A 21,533-nucleotide genomic window follows, 5' to 3' on the forward strand; every position below is an offset into this window, starting at 1 on the left:
CTTTATTTATTAAAAAAATCTTTTATTATTATAGCGGTAAACTTCCGGGCTCCCCTATCATTCATATGGCCGCAGGACGAAAAATACTGATCTCCTTCAACCGCATTTTCATAATTATGAATTTCTGGATAGAATTGGCGGACTTTTTCAAAATAATCCAATCCTTTAGTATTGGTGCACATCGGTGTCATAACGACAATCAAATTAATATTATTCGCTTTGCAAATTTGCTTAATTTCCTCGTAATATTTATTGTGTAACGGTTTTAGATTCGTTAGGTCATTTTTCATATTTGCATTAGGATTTTTACCTAAAGGATAATACCCTAGATTATCTAAATGAACGGTTCTTTTATGAATGCAATTAAAAAACATCTCCCTAAACCCAATACGAGTCTCAAAATCCACATACCTGTAAAAAGGAATGTAAAATAATTGATTAAAATCTTTTTGACTTGAAAAATGTTTTTCAATTGTTTTTGAATTATGAATATATGGTAAAAACTTTGAAGCAATTCCATCGGCCATTTGCTCATTAGACAAATTCAGATCGGCTTCGAGAATCACATTTTTTATTGTATACTGGCGCTCTACCATTAATTTCAACAATAAAGAAGCTTCAAACAAATGTCCGCCGCTCATGCCGTAATTAAAGGTTTTCAGTCCTTTCTCTTCAAATAGTGGCGCAACAAAATGGTTATTTGCTCTGGAAGAACCTAAAACCACCACGTCATACTGTTGCGCTTGGGAGTTGTAAACATAGTCAATTTTCCCTCGATTGGAAGATTTTAAATAGACCTTTGTATAAACCAAATCTAATACAACTAACAACAAAAGTGTTATTATTAGAATCCTAAGAAAAAATAAGAAAAAATATTTCATTATTATTTATCGATTAACATTTTCTCAATTAAGTATTTAGTAAAATCATTTGCCCCGTTTTGATTTAAATGTGAACAATTCTTAAACATCTTATCATTATTTATTACCCCTGAAAAATCATATAATTCTGGAATCTTTTGCTTTAATTTTTTAATAAAAATTAAGTTTTTCGTATGTTTACAAAAAGGAACGCAAAAAAAAATTACAGGCATTTTATTAATTTCAGCAAATGTTTTTATCCCGTCAAAATATTTGTTCTTGCTAATTATTTGACTTGGTAATGAATTATTGTGTTCAAATGAATTTCCTTGCAAAGGAACAAATCCATTATTTTTGACAATACTAGTTTTTTTATTAATCAAATTTAAAAAAAATTCCCTGAAACCTATTTTAGGTTCATAATGTAAATATCTGTAAAACGGAGTATATAGAATTTCCTTTTTATTGATAAGGCATCTATTAAAATATTCTTGTGTTACTTCATTTTCTCTAATAAAAGGCATCAATTCATATTGAAGAATATTAGAACAGCCATCTTCAATATTAAAAATATAATCTACTTGAATAAGTATTTTATCTGTTTTTATATTATACTTTTTAATGAGTTTTAAAACAGTGTATATATCACTCATTTTAGAAGCTTGAAAACCTAAATTAATTGCACTTTTACCCGTTTTATCTCTTATTAATTTTGAAACAATACTGTTTTCCACTCGTGAAGATCCCAAAAAAATGTAATCAACTTTCTTGTTTTTTAAACTTCGCAAATATTGAAATTTTGTCCTTGGTTCTGAATTTTCATAAACTGTTGTAAACGAAAAATCTAGAAAAAGTAGAATTACTATAAGCCCGAAAAAAATTAACATCATATGTTTGATAAACTTTTTCATTAAAACTGAAAATAGATGAATTCTTTATAATCGGAATATGTTCCCAGAGCAATAATAGCCATTATACACAATGTCACTTTTACCCAACTGTATCTTCCTGAAATGGGCTCGGTTTGAGTTCTGCTATTCCATTCAACGAGAATGAAAGCAATAATCAAAAGTATGATTTCGTAACTGTAGCGTTCATTTTCCAAATACTGTGGTAAAAAACTTTGATTGGTAAAAATACGTCCAATATAATCAAAAGCTTCACCTATCGATTTTGCTCTGAAAAATATCCAGGCCAAACAGGTTAATGCAAACGTACTAATCATGCTTAAAATCACTTTCAAGGAACTCCAATTCCAATACAAAGAAACCGTTTCCATATTAGACCTGTTTTTTTTGAGAAGCAACAACGGTAAAAAATACAGTGCATTAATAAATCCCCAGGCTATAAATGTCCAATTGGCGCCATGCCAAAAACCACTGACCAAAAAAATCACAAAAGTATTCCGAATTTTCATCGCCATTCCACCACTGCTTCCTCCTAAAGGAATATATAAATAATCCCGAAACCAAGTCGACAGCGAAATATGCCAACGACGCCAGAACTCGGCTATATCTCTGGAGAAATAAGGATAATTAAAATTCCGCAACAAGTCCAATCCAAATAATTTGGACATTCCCAATGCCATATCCGAGTAGCCTGAAAAGTCTCCATAGATTTGAAAGGCAAAATAAACAGTACCCAATAACAAGGATAGGGAATTCATGGATTCATAATTATCAAAAATAGCATTGGCATAGGTCGCACAAGTATCGGCAATAACTACTTTCTTGACTAATCCCCAAATGATTTGATAAATCCCTTCCTTGGCTTTTTCAAAATCAAAACTGCGTTTTACTTTTACTTGCGGTAATAAATGCGTGGCTCTTTCGATAGGACCTGCCACCAGAAGTGGAAAATAACTGACAAATAAGGAATAATCTATAAAATTGTACTCAGCTTTGATTCTTTTTAAATAAATGTCAATCACATAGGACAAGCCATGAAAGGTATAGAAGGATATCCCAACCGGCAAAATCACGTTCAATAATAAGGGACTGGTTTGCAATCCAAACCCATTTACTAATTCCGAAAAAGAGGCAGCAAAAAAATTATAGTATTTAAAAATTCCTAAGAAACCCAGATTAACGGCAATACTCAACCAAAACCAAAATTTTCGGGCGGTTTCAGTCTTTGCTTTTTCAATTCGAATACCGGTATAATAATCCAAAAAAGTGGAGAAAACCAATAAAAATAAAAAACGCCAATCCCAACAGGAATAGAAATAATAACTGGCGAGAATCAAGATCAGGTTTTGAGTGCTTTTGGTTTTATTAAAAACAAACCAATACAACAGAAATACTGCGGGTAGAAAAAGAGCGAAAGATAGGGAATTGAAAAACATATTATTTTTTTATACAATTATCGATAGCATTCCAAATTTTTTCTGAGGCTTCAGTTGGATTTGCCCCAGCCACGATTTCATACCATTTTTTACCGTCTGGAACATTCGATAATTTTCCTTCTAGGATTTGATTTACCAAATGTTCTAAATCTTTTTTATCCGTACAAAACACAGCTGCATTTTGACTTGGCATACTTCTAAAATGAACGTATTTATAATTTTGTCCTATATCCCGAATGCCTTTTTTTAATTGAGGTTGCTCATAATTGAAATAAATACAGGATTTATTGTGTGCCAGAAAATCAAAGACAGTAGAGGAACACACATTGGTTACAAATTCAGAATGGGCACAAACATTGTGCAACATGGCCAAATCTTCTTTGGTAGGCAAAATTTCAGTCCACTGTTCCCCCAGACGTTTCCAGATAGGATCTAAAACAGCAATAATATCTGTATTGGCTTCAAGAACCGTATCATATCTGGTTGTAGTATCAACGGGACATTTTCTGTAAATAATCCCCAGATTTTTACCTTTTGCATTTAAACTTCGTACCGCATGAGCCAAATCTTCTAAATAATAGTGATCCAAAGGCGAAGTAGTTTCATCATCGCCGGAATAGCAAATGTATTTCTTAGTGGTATCTAAACCATACTGCGCAAAAAAATCTTCTCGCTTTTCTAATAAACTTTTATCATAATGCGGTTCAAATTGGGGAGTTCCCGTTACGATAACTTGAGAGTCATTAACAAATGGGTAGTACTTTAAAACTTCGGATTTCATTAAATCACTCCAAACAAAATAATAATCCGTTTCAACTACTTGCATGGCTTTAGGTACATTATCCCAGGAATATACAAAGGCCACGGTAGGAATTCCTAAATCTTTGGCAGCCAATAAAGCACTTATGGATTGCGTGGCACGTTGTGTGGTACAAAACACCAAATCCGGTTGGTGTTCTTGTAACTGTGCCTTACAATACTGATACTTTTCAGTCGACCGTTCTAAACTATTAATTCGTTTTCGGATGCGGACAATCCCTTTTTCAGAAGTATTCAACCCTATTAACAACTTGGTATAAAGCGTTATCAACGTATTTTTTATTCCGTTATAGCTAAAAGGGAATTTATAGGTAAGATACACGTTGTCGTTAAACTTCTTTTGAGAAACATTAAGTTCGATGTGTTTTCTAATTCGGGAATAGATTGGGGTTAAGCGATGGATTTTCTGATTTTCAATTTTAACCTCATCATAACCCAGTGCTGCTTTTAGAGAAAAAACAGTATTATTCCAATATACAATTTGGTGTCCTTTTTGCTCCCCTAATGCTTTAAATTGTGTAAAAGCAAAATTACGCAAACCCACTCCATCGGGAAAAAAAACAAATATTTTTTTACTCATAAATTCAGTATCAGTCTATTGTAGCAATTATGATTTCGAATATTAAAACCCACAATCATTTCTCATCAATTTACATTATGTTATTCCTGTAACATCGTAGGGCAAATTTGAGAAAAAAAAAGGAGTTTTAGGTATTAGAAACTTCAATTTGTTAAAATAAACCCCAGCCGTTCCCGATGATTCACTCTATGTGATTCCTCCTGCATCGGACACGAGGGCTATGCCCGAACTAGCGAAGCAATGACAAAACACACTAGGACTTACCCTTTCCTATTCTTCAGTTTATCTCTTTGTACTTGCTCAATAGGCAAAATATCCATTGATTTAAAGGACAAAGCACTATGAACAGCGTTTAAGTCCCGTGCTAATTTTCGCAAACCCATAGGCTCTAGCGATGCAGCATGATCCGTACCTTTCCAAGTCCTGTCTATGGTATAATGTCTTTCGATGATATTGGCTCCCAAAGTGTAAGCAGCCACATCAACCGCTATGCCTAAATGATGTCCGGAAAACCCAATATGTTTCACGGTATCACCATATTTTTGTTTCAACAAATTAATATCTAACAAACACACATCTTCAAAGGGAACCGGATAACCAGAGGTACAATTGTATAATACTAAATCTTTATTTCTGCCTTTGGACACAAAAAAAGCTACTAAATCAGTTGTTTCGTCTTTAGTGGTCATCCCTGTCGAAATATGAATTTCTCCTTTATAATTAGCGCACAACCAGCCTAACATTTCATAATTATTGTTACAAGCTGATGGTATTTTAATAAATTCCGGATGAAGTGAAGCTATTTCTTTTGCGGAAGTAGTATCCCAAACTGATGTAGCATAAACTATATCTATTTCCTCACAATAATCTTTTAATTCTTGATGTTGATTCACATCAAATTCTAAAAACTCTCTATGCGCACCATACGTATCCCCATAAGAGTTATTGGTGTTTGGATGTGGCGCATTGTATTGCGCTTCGGTCAATAATTCTTTATTATTTCTTTTTTGGAACTTAACTGCATCTACATTACAAAATATCTTAGCAATCTTTATCAGTTCTTTTGCTATTGCCAGATTTCCTTTGTGATTACAGCCTATCTCGGCAATTACATACGGCTTTTTAAACTCAATCATATCTTTTATTATACTTTAATATCGTTTCACAAACTTCTCTAATCGCTCCTGCTCCGGAAGCAGCACCAAGCACAAAATCAGCATTTAATTTTACTATGGAGGTTGCATTTGCTGGAGCAAAAGACCAGCCTGAACTACAAATATTAGCCAAATCATTGACATCGTCCCCTACATAGGCAACGGCACCAAAACTACTATTTTTAGTCACAAGAAAGTGTTTTAAAAAAGCATATTTATCCTTAACTCCTAAAAATGCATCTTGAATTTGAAGTTTTTTCATGCGTTGCGCCACCAGTTTAGAATTTTCTGAAGTCAGCACCACTACTTCAACATTATTTTGTCTTAAAATCTCCAATCCCATGCCGTCTCGCATGTCAAACTTTTTGGCAAACTCTCCTTCTTCATTGTAATAGATTCCTCCATCTGTAAAAACGCCATCTACGTCCAGCACTAAATATTGAATTCTTTGATTCGATTTCGTTCTCTTTTGGCGTTCTATCAAAATATTTTCTACAATATGCCAATCGGAAAGGCTGTCTATTTCCATCATGGTTTCTTCTGGCATTTCCACCAAGCCAATGTTTCCGCTTACCCTATTTTTAGATTTAAGAAAGCTGTCTTTTGTAGTGCAATAAACGGCTCCGTTTTCTATCAACAACCCTTCAAAATCTTGTCTTCTGGGTCTGTTGAACACATCATAATTTTGTGGAGTCCCATCACTATTCCAGGTAAAACGATGTGTTTTTACCACACTTAGGGAAGCATCATAATTTTCTTTGCTGATTTTCGCCAATCCATTATTAATATCCGTTGCCAATGTTAAAGCCGAAGTAGCCTGCAGCAGGCACAAAATATCATAATCATGATTGATTTTCTCTGAAAACTCTAGCATCGTACTCTCGGTTGAAGCAGTATCATTCGCATTTTCTTCGCTACGCAACAAAGCAAATACCTTCTTGGTCCAATGGTATTCTCGTTCTACATAACTAATAATTTCAGTATCGTTAGTAAAAACATAAACGGCATCCAAATTAGAAAACAGAGCTTCTGTAAGTACCCATGAAAATAAGGGACGCCCCACCATTTTCTTTTTATTTTTCCCCGGAATTCCTTTTGAATCTTTACGAAGAGGGATTATGGCAATTTTTTTCATTTTATATTATTCTTGTTATCCTACTGGATTAATATTTAATATTTTTTAATTTTTGTATTTTACGAATTGTTTTTTTACTTACTGGTTTTCGATATCCCAATGTGTTTTTATATTTTTTTAAGGCAGTAAACGATGCTTTAAAAAACAAGACTAAGTACTGTTTATCTTTAATTGCATATTTAAAAAAATTATGATTTAGCAATTTTACTATTTTTAAAACCGGATTCGGATAATAAACAATATAATAATTTATCATATTTCTCAACTGTCTTTCAAATCTAAAATAATTTCGACCCTGTTCAAACCGTTTCTCTCTATCGATACGATGATTAACCATTATTCCATCCGAATAAAGAATATCGTATCCTAAATTAACAACTTCAAGAGCCAAACAAGATTCCTCTCCATAAATATCCATCCAAACCGGAAAACCATTTGTTTCCGAATACACCTCTTTTCGTATAGCAAAACCACAACCTATAAATTCATTGCAAAAGTACTCCTCTTGATTTAAATTGGCACTTTTTAGAGCCTCTTCATTAGAAGAATAAACACCTTTTACTTCTTGAAATGCTATTATCCCTATATTAGGATTTCTATTGAAAATAAATTCAACTTTCGAGATAAAATTTTCGGTTAATGGGTGGGCATCATCATCCAATCCAATAAATATATCTCCTAATGCTTTTCTGTAAAGCATATTCCTTGCCACAGAAGCACCTAAACTAATCTTTGAATTTTCCCATTTTACCCAATCAAATTTATTTAATAATTCTAAAGTGTTATCCGAACTTCCATCATCAAAAACTAATACTTCATGAATAGTTTTATCTATAATGTTTTCTAGAACAATTAACGTCTGTTCCAGTTCTTCCATTCTGTTTTTGGTAACGATTAAAATTGATACTTGCATAAAACTATTTGACTTTTATTGATTTTAATTATTTCATAAACTTTAATACTTTAACTGTACATTATTAATTTTCAAATACTTCTTGATAAATCTTGACGATATTATTTTTTAACGTTTCTCTGTTGCATCTTATTCTAATCCTTTCTACAGAGTTATGAAAACCTTTTTCAATTAGACCCTTGTCAATTAATGCTAAAGTTATCCAATGATTTATTTCAGTATTATCTAAGCAATCATTAATCAAAAAACCATTCTCTCCGTGTTGAATAATTTCAGTCATTACATTTCCCGGATTAGACTGGATTGGAAAACATCCCATCCCCATAGCCTCCAGAAGAGCATTAGGCAATCCATCAGACAAACTATTTGCTATATATAAATACCCTTTATTCATTATTCGCAATAATATATCATTGGGTATATGCTTATCTTTTGAATAAATAGTTAAATTCAATTTTTTTAGTTGCGCATTCTTTTCAATAAAATCAAAAATTTCCTGATTTGCTCCAAAAAGGACAATATTGAATTTCATTAACAAGTTAATCAATTTACTGTCGAATGATTTTAATATTTCGATTCCTCGCCCCACTCCTTCATTATAAGCCTTAATCACTATTGTATCACGATTTTTAGGTTCTATCAATTGTGATGGTTCTATTGGAAAATCTATCCCTCCATTACCCGGAAAAACTCCTAAAAATTGATTTTTGAACCCCATTTTTTTGGCTATTTCATAATCTCTATTACAATCAGAAATTAGAAAATCAATACGTTGCATAATTTGTCTAAACGTATTCTCTTCAATATTAAGTTTTTCAAAATAATATACATCACTCCCCCATGAAGAATAAATCCATTTTACATTTTTATATTTAAGCATAATCGGCAATATGGGAATACAAGAAATTTGCAACTCAAAACTATGAACTATATCTGGTTGTATTTCCAATAATTTTTGTTCAAATATCTTTACGGTGTTTCGCTCATTGATTCCTTGAATAAAACGATATAGCTTAGGAAAGTTTATTTTTACGAAGACCCTGCCCGGATAGTCCCATCTAAATTTCCAACCCACTATTTGCTTTACCCAATGCAATCTATCTACTTTTTTCCCTCCATCTGTAATATCAAACCAATATACTTCGTATCCAGCATCTCGAAGTTGTTCTGCCCATCTAAAAAAGTGTAAACAAGGCATGGAAACCAGTAAAATCTTCATAACTATATAGCGATTAATTATGTATTAAATAAAAAAATATAATTCATCAAAGAGAATTACAATATATTCTAAACATTATTCCTTAAATAATAATTTGAAGTAGCTATCATTAAAATTCTTAATTTGGAAATTTAAATGGGCATACTGATATGCATTTTTAGACAACACATTCATTTGTTCTTTACTTAGTAACAGCTTCTCAATAGAATTTATAAAGTCTGATACAATTTTTTCTTTATCACCATCACTAACTAATATGCCGTTCTGATTATTTATTATATGCTCGCTTATTCCACCCACATTGGTAGTAATAGGAATCACTCCTTTAGCCATCGCTTCCATAATTACCATCGGAAAACCTTCATATTCTGAAGTTATCAATATAAAAGTTAATTGATTATAAACTTCTTCTAATTCATTATAATTAGTTATTTCACCTAAAAAATTAACTCCAGCATCATTAATATTACCGATATTACTTTTCATTCCGGTACCCACCATAATAAATTCAATAGAATCATGTCTTGAAATTATCTGCTTAGCAATTTCTATAAAAATTTCAGGGCGTTTTTCTTCAGACCATCTTCCGACAAAAGCAAGTTTAATTTTTTGAAAATCTTTGATTGCAAAGCGTTGACTAATAATGTCAATGCCGTTTTGAATGATATAAACGTTATTAAAAAAACGTGAACTTACATGATACTTATTATAAATTTTAAGTAAGTCTTTTTTTGTACTATTATTTATAACAATTCTTTTATCTATATAGCACACGCTTTCTACAACTTCTGTTTCACGGCTATCTGAATGGCTAAATGCATGAAATAAATCTATTCTAGTAATCGAGGTATTAATTTTAGATAATATTTCATAAAAATAATGTGTGTTACAACCAAAAATAGTTTCAACACTTTCTGCTTTATTTATTGATCTAACTAATATTTTTTTAAGTATTGCATTTATAAATATATTTTTTTTATTCAGAATTTTATTGATTTCGATGCAATTTGAATGTTCATAAAATTGAGTGCGAAAATTTTTAGTAGCAGAATTATTAGTAAAAATTACGCAAATATTTTTATTACAAAGCGCTTTAACTATATTCAAATGTACCCGTTCTGCACCGCCAGTATGGTAATATGGAAAAAAAAAGATAATATCAGCCTTCTTGATCTTTTTCAAATCAAACAAAATAAAAAACACAAAATAAAAAAGAGCGTATAAAAAATAGACTAAATTTTTAATTTTTGATTTTACCATTCCTTTGATTTAGTATAACATTGACAGTAATTTTCCATATAACCTCTCTATTTTAATTAATTTCAAGATTAACTTTATTCTATTCATTAAACTTATTATAATGATTTTATTTTTTAACAGCTTCACAACAGACCATTTTATCTCCTTCCAACAAATATATTTTTAAGACCTTTAAATTCGAATATTTTTCAATTTGATTTTTTAAAGTATATGGGCTGTACCAGCAATTATGATCTGGGTGAACAACCTCTATAAAATAATTATTTCCATAAAAATTACGTTTAATATGCTCTTTAGAAAAACAATTTGGTGCAGTAATAAAAAAAACATCCGCATTTACGCTTGACAAACCTATTAAAAAAGATTTTACATTATCCACATGTTCAATTGTTTCCGGAACTAAACAAATATCATATTTTTCGTCCCTAATCTGATTGAAATCTGTAAAATATTTTTGATTCACATATTTTTTTAAATTATTAATACCTTCTTCATCAATATCAAAACCATGTATTTCTTCGGCACTTTTAGAAAGCTTTATATGTAAATTATAAGAAGGATTAAAAATAGGCCAATCGGTACATCCAAAATGTAATACTTTTTTATTTTGGGTAATTTGTTCAAAAAAATCAAATCGGTTTGCGATAGAATTGGTTTCAATATTTTGAATCCAAAATTGACCATGTTTTAAATAATCTGACTGCCATTTTGATCTAAAAAAGTTGATTAAATTTTTAATTTTCATATTTAACATATTCTATTTTATATTTTATCTTTTATCTTTTTTTACTTGTTTCTTTGGAATTCCATTATTTGTACTTCATTATTATAAAAACAAATCTTTTATTTAAAAAAGAGTGACTTGATTCATAACAGAGTTAATTAAAATAATAAATTTTATTCTTTGTCTTACTTCACTATCGATTAAATCCATTAAGGTTTCAATTCTATTAAAGTTTTTCTTAAATATTTTGGAGAAAGGTAATACATCAAATCGGGTCTATTCATTATTAGATTTTTATTTTCTAACCAGCTCTGATATAATTTATTAATATGCGACTGGATTTTTTCAATATCATTTACTTCACTCCAATAGGGATATTCTTCCCCTAACAGCCTTTTAGACTCACTGTAATAAGGTCCTAACAAAAGAATTGGTTTCTGGGTCTGAATACAATGCGGGAATTTTCCTGGCAAAAATGGGCTTATGGGTCCGATAGCTTCCAAAATGACATTGACCGCTGCTGCTTCCTGCATTGCCATTACCTCTTGAAAGGGTAAGTAGTCATCACTCCGAAAAACCTGAGAGAGAGTTTTTTGTTTATCTCTAATAAACGTGTCAAAAGAAGATTTATTTCCAATAAACAGCAGTTTAGCATGACTTTTAGCATCTGGATTTTGAGCTAAAAAAAGTTCAAAAGCAACAACGAGTGTTATTGGATTACGGGCATCCATCATACTCCCCGCATGCAAAATATTGAAATCATTGGGATTGAAAAAAGTCGGTACTAAAATAGAGTCAATATCCTTATTTTCATTGAAAATTTGATGAGGAATAATTATTTCCTTCCCGTATTGATTATAATAATACCCTCCCATCCATTCGGACAAAATCTTACTTGGGTATAAAACATATTTTGATTTCTCAGTAATTTGCCAAAAAAAATCTCTTTTGAATTGATGTCCCGGCTCTACCCAATCATATGGCCTTGGATAACTGTGCATCGGATACGGATCATGCACATAAGCCAGCCACTTAGAATGCCATTGAGGCAATCCCAAAAGTGCTTTATGTGGTCTGAAACTTGAGGCTATACTTAACGTAAGCACCCAATCCGGCTGGAAATTTTGAATATTCATCAAGCCTTTTTTGATACTTTTCACATCATTAAAAAAAGTAAAAGAAAATCCGAAAAGGGATTCGATTTTTGGGTTACTATTGATTTTGGTTATTTTTGAAATTTCCCTCTGGGTCCTACTTAAAAAATACAAGAAAGAAAACTTGATTTCTTTTATGGAGACACATGCAATCCCGTCAAGATTGATTTTTTTTCTTGAATAATGGTACACTAATAGTTCAAACCCGGCTTTTTTCAGGTTTCTAATCAACGCCACATTGGCTTTAGAACCACTACTGTCTTCAATATTTATGGAATCAACCACTACAAGTATTCTCATTTAGTCTTTGTTTAATAAAAAAGTTACAATCTTTTGCGAAGCATCACCCGCACCATAAGGATTTTTCAATCCATCAAAGCTTGTAAAATTATCTAATATCGAATGAATACTATCTACTATTTTTTGTGTATCTGTGCCTACCAAAGTTGAAAATCCTACTTTCACTCCTTCTGGTCTTTCCGAAACAGTTCTAGTAACTAAAACAGGTTTCCCTATAGATGGCGCTTCTTCCTGAATGCCACCAGAATCCGTTACAATCAAAAATGATTGTTGCATCAGCCAAACAAAGGCAGGATAAGAAACCGGCGGTATAAGATAAATATTTGATGTATTTGCCAATTTCCCATATACAGTCTCTTTAACATTGGGATTTAAATGCACAGGATATATAATAACAACATCGTCTCTTTCTGAAACACTCAACAATGCTTCGCAAAGGTTTTCAAAACCTTCACCAAAATTCTCTCTGCGATGTCCTGTTACCAATACAATTTTTTTATTGAGGGAAATACATTTTTTTAATCGCTCAATTTCTGGGTGAACATAATTAACATCTCCTATCTTGTCAATCGTCCATAATAAAGCATCAATTATCGTGTTGCCAGTTTCGACAATATATTTTGGGCGAATCCCTTCATTCAATAAATTTTGGGTAGCGGCTTGGGTAGGGGTAAAATGAAAATCAACTATTCTACTGGTGATTTGCCTGTTGATTTCTTCCGGAAAAGGAGCCTGTTTATTGTAAGTACGCAGCCCTGCTTCTACATGTCCTACTTTTATGCCTAAATGAAAAGTTGCCAAAGCTACCATGCTGGAAGTCGACGTATCTCCATGTACCAATACCAAATCGGGTTGTGCATCCTTAAGTACCTCATCCATGTTAAATAAAATAGAAGCACTTAGACGGTTTAAGGTCTGATTGGGTTGCATTAAATCCAGATCATAATCTGGAACTATTCCAAAAAAATCCAAAACCTGATCCAGCATTTCACGATGTTGTGCTGTCACACAAACTTTTACCTCAAAATTGCTTTTCTGGAGTTCGTGATACAGTGGTGCCATTTTGATGGCTTCCGGTCGTGTGCCAAAACAGAATAGAATTTTCATTTTTTATACAATTTTTTAATTTTCTTCCATTTTCCAAAAGCCAATAAACGTAAAGGCAATGTCCCATAGAAAATCTGCCATTTTAATTTTTCAAATGTAGGCAATTCAAGAATATCTAAAATTTGATTAAATAAATTAAATTCTTTGAAACCCAAGGACATTTGAACAAAATAACGCTTTAGAGAATACGAAAGTAATTGTTTTTCCTTCAGGTTTCCTACTACTAATAGAATAGCTTTTGCATATGATGCTCTCCTGATTGGATCATTTCTATAAAATTCCCCCGTATTAGAATCAGGATGTTTTCGTCCAAAAAACAAACATTTGTCTATAGATATTCCTCTAATTCCTGAGGATATTATTCTGGAATACAATTCCCATTCCTCGGCATACATCAAATGTTCCACAAACCGAAGGTTTGCAAAACACTCTTTTTTCCACATCACAGCACAAGAATTAAAAGGAAGTTCATTTTTTAATATCCTTTCTATATCTTTTAGGTCTATATAAAAAGATGCATAAACTTCTAAATAATCAAAATCAAAATCAAAATCATCAAAAAAAACATTTCGAATATACCTGCAAAATGATGTATCATTTTTAGTCAATTCTAAAACACAAAGCTCTAAATTTTGAGGATGAACGATATCATCATCATCGAAAAAAATAATATACTCTCCTTTGGCCAAATCCAATCCGTAATTACGACAACCCGGCAAACCTTTTAAATAAATATCAGGACGTTTTAAGAACTGAAAACGTTTGTCTTGTTCTAAAACTGGAGCAACAACTTCAAAAGTGTTATCAGTACCACCATCATCAATAATCAAACATTCCCAATCCAAAAAAGACTGGTTTTGTACAGATTCAAGAGTTTCTACAATAAAACGAGCTCTATTGTAGGTGGCCATTATAATAGTTACTTTAGGAATGATAAAATTCATTATTTTACTATTTCAACAACCATGGTTTCAATTAAATTTATCTCTTCAGGTATAATTGCACCATGCTTTTCTATATTTCTCAACATTTCATAATTACTTTCTCCTACATTACAATTTATAACTTGTGAATAACCACATTGTAATGCTAATTTTTCTATACTTGTATAATTATGTATCATTTGATGCCCCCATGCTTTAAAAAAATTATTTATTACATAGCAATATTGTTCCTCAATATCTACAATTGAATTATTCACTATTCTCAAATTTGGAATATTTTCTACCGCCCAATTAACATAATGTTTATTTTCTTGTGTGTTTGGATTAGCATATAATTTAAATAAAAATTCTAAAGAGGGTGTGGCTATTCGCATTACGCCTCCTTTTTTTAGGACTCGAAAACTTTCTTCTAACATATTGAGTTGTTCCTCGACCTCTAAATGTTCAAAAAGATGTTCCGAATATACATAATCAAAAGTTTCTGATTCAATAGGAAACTTTGTTCCTGCATCAAGAAAAGTAACTTTATCATTATAATTTAGATCTGTATTCAACCAACCTTCCAGATAATTTGAACCACAACCAATTTGCATTTTTTTTACATCATTATTTCTTATATAATTGTCAATGAGTTTTTTTTGATCTTTAATACATCTATCTTGTTTATTGATCTTTTTTAAAGTTTGATATACCAAATATGGTGAAAAACTTAAAATATTTTTAATACTTTTTTTTATTTTTTTATTCATTTCACCCATTTATTAATTGTTACTTATTTTCAACTTCTAAAATAAATAATTGACATCACATATAATATTACTAATACTTAAAATTAAAAAAAGAATATTTAATTAAAGTTTTAATATTTTTTTTATCCAAAGAAGAAGCATATTTTTTTACAATAAATACTAGTCTTAAAAAATTATTTTTATGATTATGGTCTGAAATCATAACTTTAATTATCATTTCCAAAAAGACTTTTTCTATTAATACGTTCTTTCCAAAATTTTGATTTTGCTTTAATTTCATCTTGAAATTTTGAATTTCAAAATGATTATTTATAATCCATTCTAAATCTATTTTTTGATGAGTCAAATTATTTGAAAGTAACTCCGAAACTTTATCATAATCAGTGACCATTATTATTTTACAAAAATTAACGTACATCTTATTTATATTTTCCTTCCAAAGTTTATTTTCATTATCATTTGTAATAATTTGGTTGGTCAAACTTTCACTATGCTTTCTATAGTAATATAATGTTTTTTTTACATGGCTATAAGAACTATGTAAAACTGATCGCAACCAAAAATCATAATCTTCAACTAAAAAAAAAAAATCATTATACCCATTATTTCTTTGATAAACTTCTTTTCTATATAAAAAACAAGTACCTATAAAATTACCGAAAATTATATTTTCAATTCCAGGAAGCTGAACTTCTCTCAATTTATCTCCTCGTCCATCAATTAAAACAAAATCACTATAAACTATATCAGTATTTTCTTTTAAAATTTCGTTTAGTAATACTTCAAGTGCATTTAATTCATATAAATTATCATGACTTGTCCAAGTAATAAAATCACCCTTACATTCCTTGTGTCCAATATTTAAGCTAGCTGGAAGTTTTTTATTTTCTTTATTATTTATAATTCTAATTCTATCATCAGCAGCAGCATATCGATTAGCAATATCAAATGTATTATCGGTGGAACAATCATTAACTATTATTAGTTCTAAATTCCTATATGTCTGATTAAGACAACTTTCAATTGAGTCTGCAAGATATTTCTCCCCGTTATAAACAGGAAGAATTATTGATATAAATTTATTGTTTTCCATCAATTAAATCTTAAATAGATTGATTGCATAAACTCATTTTCGCGCATATTTTAAAATCCTATATCCTTTACCAAACCATTTTACGGAGCCTAAGGCTAGAATAAAAGCACATCCTTTTAAAAAAGAATAATACTTACAAATTAATTTAAAAGCAGGTTTACAAAAAGGGATGAACTCTTTTTCATTAGCTAGTGAAAATGCTAAATGCATATAACCTGACAAAAACCAACGGATGAGATTATAGTCATTAAAAACAACCAAATCATTGGCCGTTTGAAATTTTATTACTGCCTTAATAGATAAATAACCGGTCTTATTTTGTTCGTTTTGAATTGTTATGCAACCTGAATGAATCCGTCTCAGTGTTAATAACTCATTTATAAACATTCCGTTACAGGGTTGGTGTAAAAGTTTTATAAAAAAGTTATATTCATCTCCATCAACGATATATTCATTAAATTTTATTTTTTCTACTATTTCTCTGGTACCTAAAAAATCAACCGTAGTCCATCCTATTCTATATAAAGCAAAATTTTCAGCTGAAATAACTGCTTTATTCCTGTCAAAATTATACGGTTTATCTAAAATAGCTCCGTCTTCATGCTTAAAATTAATAAGATCCGTAATGACGAAATCTAATCTATTTAAAATAATAATTCTACAGGCAGTTTCCAAATGGTTTGGTAACATAATATCATCGCTATCAAACCATTTTATATAAGAACCCTTAGCTTGTAAAAAACCATAATTACGAGATGAATTTGCTCCTTTATTTAATTCTATTGGTCTCAAAAAAGCTTTAAAACGAGCATCTTTTTTTTGATACTTCTGCATTACGTTTAACGAATCATCGGTACTCCAATCATCAACAAGGATACATTCCCAATTAGTATAGGTTTGACATAAAATACTTTCTAATGTTTCTTCAATAAGATCCGCCCTATTATAAACTGGTATAATAATAGATAGTAATGGATTATTCATATCGTAATAAATTTTTTACCAGTCTTTTAATAAATTTTTTAAAAGAATAAAGATCAAAAAATTTTAAATAAAAATAGGTAAGCAGCAACCATTCTCTTATCGTTAAATTTTTTGATTTTTTAATTGAATCTTCATATTTTCTAATCAACTTTAATCGCTGTTCCTTTTTATAAAAATTCAATTTATTTAAAATCATAAATCTATAAAAAACCATTTCTGCTTTATTTTTCACCTCTAAATTATCTTTTCTGCTAGAAATATTTAAAAATGAGTTTCTTATAGACACAACACTTTCATTGATTGAAAAAATTGGTTTATTTCCTGCAAAATCTATCCAAGCTTTATCATCGCTGTACCAACCTGAAGGATAATTATAGAAACCATATTTTAAATACGAGGCTTTTGAAAAAACATATTCTGACAAGGAACTTCTTGTTAAATATTCCAATTTCCTGTAAAAGGAATCCGTCGCTGCTTCCCAAACAGGATGCATATAAGTATGCGAAACCGCACCTGTTTCTTCAGTAATTACTTTAGAGGCAAAACGGACTACATTTGATTTTTCATTAAATATCTCATAATTTTCATACCACGAAGCAACTACCGTTTCTCCCAATACATCATCATCTCCCAAAATCATAATCCATTCTTCATCTCCCGTTATCGCAATACATCGTTCCCATTGTTGTACTAAAGATATTCCTCCCAGATTGTCTTCAAATCTATGATAGACAAAATCAAATTTTCCTTTATACTTTTCTAACAAACCAGTAGGGTCTTCTGGACTCGCATCATTAACAATATATACTTTAAATCTTTTATCTGTTTGAACTTCTAAAGACCGTAAGGTTGCTTCAAAGAAAGTGAGTTTGAAATAAGGGATAATTATTGCTAACATAACTTCTTTTTCAGTATTCTTTTCCAAAACCTATAATGATATTTTGATATTGGATTCAAATAAAAAAGTTGCATCCAAACAGAAATCGCTATTTTGTTTAAACTGTATTTAAGGCTTTCCTCTATAAACCGTTTTGCGTTGGCTACTTCTACTTTTTTACTAATCGGTTTTTCACGTTTGCCTAAAGGTAACAGCTTTCTATATATCTTATGAATTTCATAAGTAGAACGAACCCATGCTTCGTTTACGGTTCCTAATGAAAAATGCTCTAACAAGATTTCATTTGTGACTATTATTTTATATTCCTGCTTCTTATACTCCATTGAAATATTTAAATCATAATTATGGAATCCCTTCATTTTAGTATTAAAATAAATACATTTATCATTACGCATCGTCATGAAAACCCCATCAATGGCAACTACTTCAGTATTTTGCTCATTTTCAAATCCAAAATTCCATTTTTTCTTTTCCCGATTAGGAAAATGCTGGATGATATGAATGACTTTTTGATTTTCCGCACAATCCCACCAAGCCGAAGGTATTTTTGTTTTAATTTTTGCTCCAGCCACTCCTATCAATCCAATATCTTGATTCTCACTAAAAATATGATTTATAATAGTACCCCAATCATTAGTATGTATAAAAATATCGTCGTGGATAAAACATAAAAATTCACCTGAGCTTTTTTCAATCCCTAAATTATAAGCTTCAAAAATAGAATATTGATTTTGAGAATTATCAATAACAATCAATTCGTAAGCACAGCCAATTGTTTCAGCAATATTAACTGAAAGCTCTTGTGAAATTGTGTTTTCTCGTGAACAAATTATTATTGAAACCATTTAATTTTTTTAATCATAAAAAAACAAATATTATGATTTTGAAAAAAACTTTTTCTGCATCTCATTACATCAAAATATTTAGTTACTAATTTAATATTTATTAGAATATCTAAAACCTATCTAAAACCCTTTTAGTTACTTCTAGGTAACTATGCTTCCATTTTCTACAAGGCTCTAGATGGTTTCCTTCTGCCCATTCATTCCATGCGTTTATAAAAATAAAATTTTCTTCTTCTGAAAATGGTTTATATTTTTTTAGTGTTTCAATAAGCCACCACTCATAGATTTCAGGTGTACTATCAGTCAAAATTAATCCCCGGTCTTTTTTACGCGCAGTGTTATCCCACATAGGAGTAATAGAAGGATAACATTTATAAGGCGGTTGTGATTGTGAAAGAAAATTTTCGGCAAATTCTCTATAATCTACTACATGATGAATATATTCAATAGGGATTTCTCCTGTTAATTTACACTTCAAATACGAAAAAAGAGAAGGTTTTTTTCTAATATTGTCATAACCAAATCTGCTATGAGGAGGAAATTCTATAGTAGCATCCATACCCATTGAAGAGGAGTCTACAGCCTCGCCATAACTTTCCATACATGCCAAATAAAGTTCTCCTATTCCTAGTCTTTTAGCTTCTTTTCTAAATAATTCTAATGTTTTTTTAATATCTGGAAACAAGTTTACTCTATAAAACACAAAAAAAGGTTTTCCATCAACTCTTATATATCTTTTATCCTTAAAAATATCACATAAAAACTGAATGTGTTCATAATCATCTGATTCACTATAATCCTGTTTTAATAATATCGCATTATCTGAGCCATCCCAAGTCCTAGTCCAGTTCTCATTAGCCCAACACATCATGAATGGAAAATCTTCCTTAGGATTTTGAAGCTTTCTATCCAAAGGTTCGTGCAAAATTCTTTTCCCATTAAACCAATAATGATAATAACAAAAACCATAAATACCATATTCTTTGGCCATTGCTTCCTGAGCAAGTCTTGCTTCCTCTAATCTCAAATCGTAAAACCCTAAATCAGCTGGTAAATGAGGTTGATAATGCCCTTCAAATCTTGGTTGGGCTTTTGTAACATTGGTCCATTCTGTAAAACCCTTTCCCCACCAAGAATCATTTTCTGGAATGGGATGAAATTGAGGGAGATAAATAGCTATGGGCTTTATTTTATTAGACATTTTAATTATTTATTATTTTTTTGTAAACCTGAACAGTTTCTTCCAAATTCTTCTCCCAAGAAAAAAAGGTAGCTCTTTCAAGGGATTTAACCGCTAATTTTTTTGATAATTCGGAGTCATTCATAACTGTATACATTTGATCGCTTAATAATTCTACATCAAATGGATCTATACAAATACCATAATTTTGAACAACTTCTGGTAAAGAGGCTTGATTTGATGAAATTACTGGAGTCCCACATTGCATTGCTTCAATTATAGGCAACCCAAAACCTTCATAAAGTGACATATACACAAAACTTAAAGCATTTGAATAAAAAACTGACAACTCAACATCAGGAACATACTCTATAAAATGAATGTTTTTATATACGCTATATTTATCTATAAATATCTTTTTTGCCTCAATATTTTCAAATGTCCCAATTAAAACTAATCCTAAATCTGAAGTTTTATTATAATTTACTACTTTAATATATGCTTCAATAATATGCTCTGTATTTTTATACTTTTGGTTCCTATTTAAGCATAATAAATATTTTTCGAACTTAAAATCATATTTCTGAGATATTAATAAGAAATCTAATTTGGAAAGATTTGGAAAAAATACATTTTTATTAGCACCTAAATAAACAACTTCTATTTGATTTTCATTTAAGTCTTTTCTATAATTTAATAATTCAGATTTAGTAAATTCAGACACACATATAATATTAGTTTCTCTATCGATTGAATCATAAGCCGGTTTTAAAATCTCTGCGAAACTTTTAGGTGCCAAATCTGGTCTAACAAATGGCATTATATCATGAGACGTAAAAACTCTTTTAATATTTTTATATTTTTTAATCTCATTTGGTATAGCTTCTATTGGAGAATGATAAATATCCATCATTTTCAGCTTATGCTTATCAAAATGATTTAGTGATAATGAACAATGGATATCCCAATTTCTTACTAAATAAGAATCAATTTTTGCATTTAAAGAATGGATTAACTTAAATATTTCATTCTGATTATTTGCAATTTTATTTAGGGAATTAGAATAATTATTTTCTTCAATAAATGAAATCAAGTTATTAATTATGGCTAGATCATGTTTGTTTGATGAGTAAAATAAATCAACTTCACTAGAGTTTTCAAGTCCTTTAATTAGTTCATAAATTACTCTCAAACCTCCATGCATAGCATTTTGCTTCAAATGAGTTCCAATCCAAGTAGCATCAAACAATACGTTCATATCAAATATTATA

General features: G+C 30.4%; 20 protein-coding genes. All 20 read right to left on the bottom strand.

What is annotated here, in order from left to right:
- Positions 1-2: 2 nt before the first annotated feature.
- The 20 genes from E0I61_RS13130 to E0I61_RS13225 all read right to left on the bottom strand — a co-directional run bounded on the left by E0I61_RS13130 (position 3) and on the right by E0I61_RS13225 (position 21,520).
- On the bottom strand, positions 3-833 hold the full coding sequence (locus E0I61_RS13130; protein WP_317126178.1) for a hypothetical protein: 831 nt from the start codon (positions 831-833) through the stop codon (positions 3-5).
- A gap of 50 nt (positions 834-883) precedes the next feature.
- On the bottom strand, positions 884-1,771 hold the full coding sequence (locus E0I61_RS13135; RefSeq protein WP_132071939.1) for a hypothetical protein: 888 nt from the start codon (positions 1,769-1,771) through the stop codon (positions 884-886).
- On the bottom strand, positions 1,771-3,204 hold the full coding sequence (locus E0I61_RS13140) for an MBOAT family O-acyltransferase (protein WP_132071941.1): 1,434 nt from the start codon (positions 3,202-3,204) through the stop codon (positions 1,771-1,773). The genes E0I61_RS13135 and E0I61_RS13140 overlap by 1 nt, the downstream gene beginning before the upstream one ends.
- A 1-nt stretch (position 3,205) precedes the next feature.
- The gene (locus E0I61_RS13145) at positions 3,206-4,603 is read right to left on the bottom strand and encodes a glycosyltransferase family protein (RefSeq protein WP_132071943.1); all 1,398 of its coding nucleotides are present in this window, start codon (positions 4,601-4,603) and stop codon (positions 3,206-3,208) included.
- Positions 4,604-4,863: 260 nt separating this feature from the next.
- Positions 4,864-5,739 (bottom strand): N-acetylneuraminate synthase family protein, encoded by an 876-nt coding sequence (locus E0I61_RS13150; protein ID WP_132071945.1) that lies wholly within the window; start codon positions 5,737-5,739, stop codon positions 4,864-4,866.
- Positions 5,732-6,892, bottom strand: a complete 1,161-nt coding sequence (locus E0I61_RS13155) for an acylneuraminate cytidylyltransferase (protein WP_132071947.1) — start codon at positions 6,890-6,892, stop codon at positions 5,732-5,734. The genes E0I61_RS13150 and E0I61_RS13155 overlap by 8 nt, the downstream gene beginning before the upstream one ends.
- A gap of 28 nt (positions 6,893-6,920) precedes the next feature.
- The gene (locus E0I61_RS13160) at positions 6,921-7,805 is read right to left on the bottom strand and encodes a glycosyltransferase family 2 protein (RefSeq protein ID WP_132071949.1); all 885 of its coding nucleotides are present in this window, start codon (positions 7,803-7,805) and stop codon (positions 6,921-6,923) included.
- 64 nt (positions 7,806-7,869) lie between these two features.
- The gene (locus E0I61_RS13165; RefSeq protein ID WP_132071951.1) at positions 7,870-9,024 is read right to left on the bottom strand and encodes a glycosyltransferase; all 1,155 of its coding nucleotides are present in this window, start codon (positions 9,022-9,024) and stop codon (positions 7,870-7,872) included.
- Positions 9,025-9,099: 75 nt separating this feature from the next.
- Entirely contained in the window at positions 9,100-10,284 is a 1,185-nt protein-coding gene (locus E0I61_RS13170; RefSeq protein WP_132071953.1) for a glycosyltransferase family 4 protein, read from the bottom strand.
- Between the two features lie 106 nt (positions 10,285-10,390).
- Entirely contained in the window at positions 10,391-11,029 is a 639-nt protein-coding gene (locus E0I61_RS13175) for a methyltransferase domain-containing protein (protein WP_132071955.1), read from the bottom strand.
- Positions 11,030-11,217: 188 nt separating this feature from the next.
- Entirely contained in the window at positions 11,218-12,462 is a 1,245-nt protein-coding gene (locus tag E0I61_RS13180; protein ID WP_132071956.1) for a glycosyltransferase family 1 protein, read from the bottom strand.
- Positions 12,463-13,569: a non-hydrolyzing UDP-N-acetylglucosamine 2-epimerase gene (wecB, locus tag E0I61_RS13185; RefSeq protein ID WP_132071958.1), complete on the bottom strand. Its 1,107-nt coding sequence runs from the start codon at positions 13,567-13,569 to the stop codon at positions 12,463-12,465.
- Positions 13,566-14,513 carry a glycosyltransferase family 2 protein gene (locus E0I61_RS13190; RefSeq protein WP_235832125.1) on the bottom strand — a complete coding sequence of 316 codons (948 nt, stop codon included), beginning with the start codon at positions 14,511-14,513 and terminating at the stop codon, positions 13,566-13,568. The genes wecB and E0I61_RS13190 overlap by 4 nt, the downstream gene beginning before the upstream one ends.
- Positions 14,513-15,262, bottom strand: a complete 750-nt coding sequence (locus E0I61_RS13195) for a class I SAM-dependent methyltransferase (protein ID WP_165930230.1) — start codon at positions 15,260-15,262, stop codon at positions 14,513-14,515. The genes E0I61_RS13190 and E0I61_RS13195 overlap by 1 nt, the downstream gene beginning before the upstream one ends.
- A 70-nt stretch (positions 15,263-15,332) precedes the next feature.
- On the bottom strand, positions 15,333-16,355 hold the full coding sequence (locus tag E0I61_RS13200) for a glycosyltransferase family 2 protein (RefSeq protein WP_132071962.1): 1,023 nt from the start codon (positions 16,353-16,355) through the stop codon (positions 15,333-15,335).
- 33 nt (positions 16,356-16,388) lie between these two features.
- Positions 16,389-17,339, bottom strand: coding sequence for a glycosyltransferase family 2 protein (locus tag E0I61_RS13205; protein ID WP_132071964.1), 951 nt, complete (start codon positions 17,337-17,339; stop codon positions 16,389-16,391).
- Positions 17,332-18,237 (bottom strand): glycosyltransferase family A protein, encoded by a 906-nt coding sequence (locus tag E0I61_RS13210; RefSeq protein WP_132071966.1) that lies wholly within the window; start codon positions 18,235-18,237, stop codon positions 17,332-17,334. The genes E0I61_RS13205 and E0I61_RS13210 overlap by 8 nt, the downstream gene beginning before the upstream one ends.
- On the bottom strand, positions 18,231-19,082 hold the full coding sequence (locus E0I61_RS13215) for a glycosyltransferase (RefSeq protein WP_132071968.1): 852 nt from the start codon (positions 19,080-19,082) through the stop codon (positions 18,231-18,233). Before E0I61_RS13215 ends, E0I61_RS13210 begins: the two co-directional genes overlap by 7 nt.
- A 109-nt stretch (positions 19,083-19,191) precedes the next feature.
- On the bottom strand, positions 19,192-20,283 hold the full coding sequence (locus E0I61_RS13220; RefSeq protein WP_132071970.1) for a glycosyltransferase WbsX family protein: 1,092 nt from the start codon (positions 20,281-20,283) through the stop codon (positions 19,192-19,194).
- Position 20,284: 1 nt separating this feature from the next.
- The gene (locus E0I61_RS13225) at positions 20,285-21,520 is read right to left on the bottom strand and encodes a glycosyltransferase family 4 protein (RefSeq protein WP_132071972.1); all 1,236 of its coding nucleotides are present in this window, start codon (positions 21,518-21,520) and stop codon (positions 20,285-20,287) included.
- Positions 21,521-21,533 lie beyond the last annotated feature (13 nt).

It is taken from the genome of Flavobacterium ranwuense (genome assembly GCF_004349315.1).
GTDB lineage: Bacteria > Bacteroidota > Bacteroidia > Flavobacteriales > Flavobacteriaceae > Flavobacterium > Flavobacterium ranwuense.